Origin of the sequence: Brevibacillus sp. NRRL NRS-603, assembly GCF_003013445.1 — a bacterium.
Taxonomy (GTDB): domain Bacteria; phylum Bacillota; class Bacilli; order Brevibacillales; family Brevibacillaceae; genus Brevibacillus; species Brevibacillus formosus.
In genome coordinates this window covers 1-5,783 of record NZ_PXZN01000076.1, presented here as the reverse complement: position 1 = coordinate 5,783, position 5,783 = coordinate 1, and the positions used below count along the sequence as shown (strand labels likewise).

Genomic DNA, 5,783 nt, shown 5'->3' with positions numbered 1-5,783 from the left:
TCTTCCTTTACACAACGCGTGTTTAAAGAAGCGGGCATTACACTGCCGCGCGATTCCCGCCAGCAATCTACTGTAGGGAAAACCGTTTCCAAAAATGATCTGCAAAAAGGCGATCTGGTTTTCATGAAAGCATCTGTCAACAGCTCTTCTGACCGCATCACACACGTTGCGATTTACGCGGGTAACGGGAAAATTTTGCACACGTATGGCAGCCCGGGTGTGACTTACTCCAAGTATGATGGGACAAACTGGGAGAAGCGTGTAGTAAAAGCCAAGCGCGTTCTTTAATCGGACAAGCCCTATATGGCTACTTAGCTCTCATGCGTTCGCATGGGAGCTTTTTTGTATGAAGCTTCTGTATAAATAGAGACGCTTGTTCGTTCAAATCGTTTCGCGTCAATTATTGGAAATGATCCTTTCGCAGAAAAATAGAGAGTGAAATATGTTGTAATATTTAGAATTATACATATAATTAAAACTGAGAGGTGATTCAGGTGTCAGAAAATATTCAGACTACCCCTGTTTTGACCAAGAAAGGACAGGAAACCCGCAAAAAAATACTGGATGCCGCAGAGCATGTGTTTGGCGAGCTGGGTTATTATGATGCATCTATCGTCTTGATCACACAGCATGCACAGGTGTCCCAAGGAACGTTTTACAATTATTTCGAGTCGAAGAAAGCGATCTATGATGAATTGATTAGGCAGTTGAGCAGAGAGCTTCGTTCGACGATCAAAGAAGCGATCATGGGAGCAACCACGCAAGAAGAGAATTTGCGCCTAGGATTTCTCGCCTTTTTTCGTTGGATCAAACATCATCGCAACATGTACAGCATTATTCAACAGGCTGCGCTCGTCGACCAGGAGCTGTATCGCTGGTATTACGCCAAACTGGCAGCGGGGTACGTACGAAGTTTGAAGAACGCCATGAACGAAGGTGCGTTTCGAGAGATGGATCATGAGACGCTGGCTTATTGTCTCATGTCGATTGGACAATTCATCGGGATGCGTTGGGTTTACTGGGAAAATGAAGACGTACCGGAAGAGGTGTTAGAAACAGCCATGTCGATGATTATGAAAGGGATTGCTGCCAAGCCGTAACCGATCCATTTTATAGGCAAAGGAGTAGAGTTCATGCATGGAATTGCTTATTGGATTGAAAAGCGAGCCCGAATCACTCCGACGCGGATCGCAGTGATTGCCAACGATCAATCACTTACGTATCAAGAAATGAATGAGCAGATCCAACATCTTGCCAATTATTTACGCTATGAGCTACAGGTCAAAAAAGGGGACCGGATCGGCATTTTGTCCCAAAACAGTTTGGAGTATGTGCTTCTGCTGTTTGCCATCGCCAAACTCGGTGCGATTGCTGTCCCCTTTAATATCCGCTTGACCCCTGCAGAATTAGACTATCAGTTTGAGGATAGTGGTATTCGCGTGTTATGTGCCCAGCCCCAGTTCGCTCCCACCATTGAGTTGATTAAGGCGAAGGCCAGTGTCGCGCACATGATATGGCTGGAACCGGGAGAACTTCCTTGGAGCCAGGATGGCCCGAGTGAGTCATCCCAGCACACTAGGACCGATGCAGATGATGGCAGTGGAGATGATCCATACATCATTTGCTATACGTCAGGAACGACAGGTAAGCCTAAGGGAGCAGTGCTCACCCAAGAAAATATGTTTTGGAACTCCGTTCACAATGTAGCCGCGCTTGATCTCACCTCAGAAGACTGCTCGATTGTCTTGTTGCCACTCTTTCATATCGGGGGAATCGGACTGTTTGCCTTCCCTACATGGCTTGCTGGCGGACGCGTCGTTGTCGCCGGGAAGTTCGACCCTGATAAAGCGATTCAACTAATCGAAACGCACCGAGTCACCATCGTGATGGGTGTGCCCGCCATCCATGAGGCCATTCGTCAAAGCCCTTTATTTGCGACCACATCATTCGATTCCGTCCGTTGGTTTTACAACGGCGGCGCTCCATGCCCCAAGGAACTCATCCAGCATTTTCAGGAGCGAGGCCTCCCTTTTGGACAAGGATACGGCCTAACAGAAACATCCCCCACCGTGTTTATGATTGCGAAGGAAGATGCGAGAAGAAAAGCCGGCTCAATCGGCAAGCCCGTCATGTTTTGCGAAGTTCGCCTGATCTCGGATGACGGAAAAGACGTGGGTCAGGGCGAAATCGGAGAATTGCTTGTCAAAGGTCCGAATGTAATGAAGGAATACTGGAACAGACCAGAAGAAACAGCCAGGACCATCCGCGATGGGTGGCTGTACACAGGGGATTTGGCACGTTTTGATGAAGAAGGGTTCACCTATATCGTAGGAAGGCGCAAAGACATGATTATCTCAGGCGGGGAGAACATTTATCCGCTGGAGCTGGAACAGGTCATCGGCGAGCTGGATGGTGTTCAGGAAGCCGCAGTCGTTGGTGTACCCGATGAAAAATGGGGAGAGGTCGCGAAGGCGTTTATCGTGCCCAAATCAGGTGCAGTCATCACGGAAGCACACATCAAAGCACACTGTGAGCAAAGACTGGCGAAGTATAAAATCCCGAAGACATTCGTGTTTTTAACAGAGCTGCCACGCAATGCAACAGGGAAAATTGTCAAGCAAGCATTGACCAGGTTGAAGACAGATTCCATTACACAATGAGGTGATTCACATGGCGAGATTTGCAATAGGGGAGCAAGCATCTTTTAGCAGAACGATTACGGAAACAGATATCGTTCTATTTGCAGGAATGAGTGGGGATTACAATCCGGTGCATATCGACCAACAGTACGCAAAAGACACGCGATTCGGCCAGCGTATCTCACATGGACTGTTGACGGCGAGCATGTTGTCCAGATTGCTCGGGATGCAGCTGCCTGGCATCGGTTCCATTTACAAAGACCAGACCATTCAGTTTACGGCTCCAGTATTGATCGGAGACACGATCACCGCGACCGCCACTGTGCTGGAGTATCAAGAAGAGCGTGGCATCATCCGATTGCTTACGGAATGTACGAATCAGCATGGAAAAGTAGTTCTGACTGGAACAGCGACGATGCTCGTACCGAAGGAAGGAGCGAAAGTATGAATCATCTTGAAGCGAATACGATTCACGACCAGACCATCGGAGTGGAAGCGACGTCCGTATTTTTTCCTGAGGGAGTAGAAACAGCTGAATGTTTGGCTGAAAAGACAGGAATCCCCGCACGAGTTATTATCGAAAAATTCGGTCTATATCAAAAGCATGTCGCAGATGATACCCTTCATGCATCAGACCTCGCTGTGCTAGCAGCCCAACAGCTGACCGGCTCGGTGATTGATCCATCTGAGATAGACGTGATTATTTATTTTGGCAGCCCGCACAAAGATTACTATGTATGGTCCAGCGCACCGAAGATTACATACGAACTAAAAGCGACAAACGCATACGGTTTCGAGATGATGAACGTCAGCTCGTGCTTTCCAATTGCCCTGAAGGTTGCCAAAGATATGCTAACGGCAGATTCATCCATTGAAAACATCTTGCTGGTTGCTGGCTGTAAAGAATCACAAATCGTCGATTACGACAATCCTCGCTCACGCTTCATGTTTAATTTTGCAGATGGGGGGACAGCGGCTCTCGTAAAGCGCGGTGCTACTAAGAGCAGAATTCTCCATAGCTGTGTCATCACGGATGGTTCTTTTCACGATGATGTAAGGGTACCTGCAGGCGGTTCGAGGCACAAACCTAGTCATGAAACGGTGGAAAACAGACTCCATTACATCGATGTGCCGAATCCGAGCGATATGAAAGAACGACTTGATCCCATCTCGATACCAAACTTTGTCCATGTCGTAGAGAAGGCATTGGCAAAAAGCAATCGATCTCTGCATGATTTGAAGTTGCTGCTTCCCTTGCACACAAAGCGTTCGATGTTCTTGGAGCTGTTGGAACGTCTGCAACTAAGCGAGGAGCAGGCCGTTTATCTCGATCATTACGGGCATTTGTCTGCACTCGATCCGTGTATTGGACTGCATGTCGCACAGCAAGAGGGACGTCTTGCCCCAGGGGATATTGTCGTAGCTGTCAGTGCTGGAACTGGATATACGTGGGCTGCAACTGTACTGGAATGGTTAGCCGAATCGCAATGAGCATTTTGACTTTCGAGGAGGGACTGGCGTGAAAAAAAGAGGATGGAAAATGTTGCTCCCGCTAGCGATGTCTGTCGTGCTTGCTGTTGGCTGCAGCCAAAATGAAAGCGCTTCATCTGGCGGCGGCAATACGATCAAGGTGGGCGTACTCGTTTCACTCACGGGGCCATTGGAGAGCTACGGCAAGCAGACGGCAAGAGGTTTTGAGCTTGGACTCGATTATGCAACGGAAGGCAAACGAGAGATCGCTGGCAAAAAGATCGAGTTTGTCGTGGAGGATACGGAGACGAAGCCCGATGTCGCTGTTCAAAAAGCGACGAAGCTCCTAGAAACTGACAAGGTTGATTTTCTCGTAGGATCCTCGAGTTCAGGCGATACGCTCGCTGTCCTTCCTCTGGCAGAGGAGTACAAAAAAATCATGGTCGTAGAGCCGGCTGTAGCAGATAGTATCACCGGGAAAAACTGGAACAGATACATTTTTCGCACAGGTCGAAATTCTTCACAGGACGCAGTAGCAGGTGCCGCGGCAATTGCTTCCAAAGGAACAAAGATCGCGACGATGGCCCAAGACAGCGCCTACGGTCGAGAAGGGATTGAAGCCTTTAAGACCGCCGCTGAAAAATTAGGGGCTGTCATCATCGAAGAACAATACGTGGACACAAACACGACTGATTTTACAGCCAACATCCAAAAAATCATCAGCGCCAGACCCGACTATGTGTTCATCACGTGGGCAGGCTCGAACTCCCCGTGGAAACAGCTGCAAGATATGCAGGTTCAGCAAAAAGGCATCAAGGTATCTACGGGAGCACCTGATATCGCCGCTTTGAAAACAATGGAGGCAATGATCGGGATGGAAGGCTTCTCGGTGTATTACCATTCGCTTCCAAAAACGAAAATGAACGACTGGCTCATCGATGAGCACAAGAAGCGTTTTCAAGGCGAGATTCCAGATTTATTTACGGCAGGCGGGATGACGGCAGCCGTAGCGATTGTGGAAGCATTGAAAAAGACGAACGCCGATACAGATTCGGAAAAGCTGATTGCTGCGATGGAAGGCATGACCTTTGATACGCCGAAGGGCCAGATGCAGTTCCGGGTAGAGGACCATCAGGCACTGCAAACATTATACGCGATCAAGCTCGAGAAAAAAGACGGAGTCGATCATCCGGTCCCTGTGCTCGTTCGAGAGATGACGATGGAAGAGACAGCACCACCTGTCAGGAACCAGAAGTAGAGGAGGTGTGTGATGAATTACTTGTTGGAAACGGTTGACCTCAGCATAGCATTTGGGGAGCAAACAGTCATAAACAAGGTATCGCTACGCATACCGAAACAGCGATTTACCTCGATCATCGGACCGAATGGAGCCGGGAAGACAACGTTATTTAACTTGTTAAGCGGACAGCTTACTCCCTCGCAAGGAAAAATCAAATACAAGGGGCAAGATATTACACACTTGCCCCCAGCAGCACGAACGAGATTGGGTATTGGCCGATCGTTTCAATTGACGAACTTATTTCCCAAGCTAACGGTACGGGAAAATATTCGATTAGCAGTGCAAGCCGCACAGGGAGTTCGGTTTCGTCTATGGATTTCCCAGGCAGATCAGATGCGACAGGCTGAGGAAGTTGAGCGATTGCTGCATCTCGT

General features: G+C 48.6%; 7 protein-coding genes. All 7 read left to right on the top strand.

Annotated elements, in window-relative coordinates:
• On the top strand, window positions 1-288 hold a 288-nt coding region (locus C7R94_RS27930; protein WP_146142829.1), incomplete at its 5' end, for a C40 family peptidase.
• Between the two features lie 206 nt (window positions 289-494).
• The gene (locus tag C7R94_RS27925) at window positions 495-1,100 is read left to right on the top strand and encodes a TetR/AcrR family transcriptional regulator (RefSeq protein ID WP_106785829.1); all 606 of its coding nucleotides are present in this window, start codon (window positions 495-497) and stop codon (window positions 1,098-1,100) included.
• 33 nt (window positions 1,101-1,133) lie between these two features.
• Window positions 1,134-2,660 carry an o-succinylbenzoate--CoA ligase gene (locus tag C7R94_RS27920; protein WP_106785828.1) on the top strand — a complete coding sequence of 509 codons (1,527 nt, stop codon included), beginning with the start codon at window positions 1,134-1,136 and terminating at the stop codon, window positions 2,658-2,660.
• 10 nt (window positions 2,661-2,670) lie between these two features.
• Window positions 2,671-3,087, top strand: a complete 417-nt coding sequence (locus C7R94_RS27915; protein ID WP_088907330.1) for a MaoC family dehydratase — start codon at window positions 2,671-2,673, stop codon at window positions 3,085-3,087.
• The gene (locus tag C7R94_RS27910; protein WP_106785827.1) at window positions 3,084-4,130 is read left to right on the top strand and encodes a 3-oxoacyl-ACP synthase; all 1,047 of its coding nucleotides are present in this window, start codon (window positions 3,084-3,086) and stop codon (window positions 4,128-4,130) included. The genes C7R94_RS27915 and C7R94_RS27910 overlap by 4 nt, the downstream gene beginning before the upstream one ends.
• 67 nt (window positions 4,131-4,197) lie before the next feature.
• Window positions 4,198-5,367, top strand: a complete 1,170-nt coding sequence (locus C7R94_RS27905) for a substrate-binding domain-containing protein (RefSeq protein WP_369835032.1) — start codon at window positions 4,198-4,200, stop codon at window positions 5,365-5,367.
• Between the two features lie 12 nt (window positions 5,368-5,379).
• The coding region (locus tag C7R94_RS27900; protein WP_146142828.1) for an ATP-binding cassette domain-containing protein at window positions 5,380-5,783 on the top strand (404 nt) is incomplete at its 3' end.

Excerpts from the sequence above, each read along its gene's own strand:
- C7R94_RS27910 (WP_106785827.1), top strand. The coding sequence starts at position 3,084 with ATGAATCATCTTGAAGCGAATACGATTCACGACCAGACCATCGGAGTG.
- C7R94_RS27915 (WP_088907330.1), top strand. The coding sequence starts at position 2,671 with ATGGCGAGATTTGCAATAGGGGAGCAAGCATCTTTTAGCAGAACGATT.
- C7R94_RS27905 (WP_369835032.1), top strand. The coding sequence starts at position 4,198 with ATGTCTGTCGTGCTTGCTGTTGGCTGCAGCCAAAATGAAAGCGCTTCA.
- C7R94_RS27920 (WP_106785828.1), top strand. The coding sequence starts at position 1,134 with ATGCATGGAATTGCTTATTGGATTGAAAAGCGAGCCCGAATCACTCCG.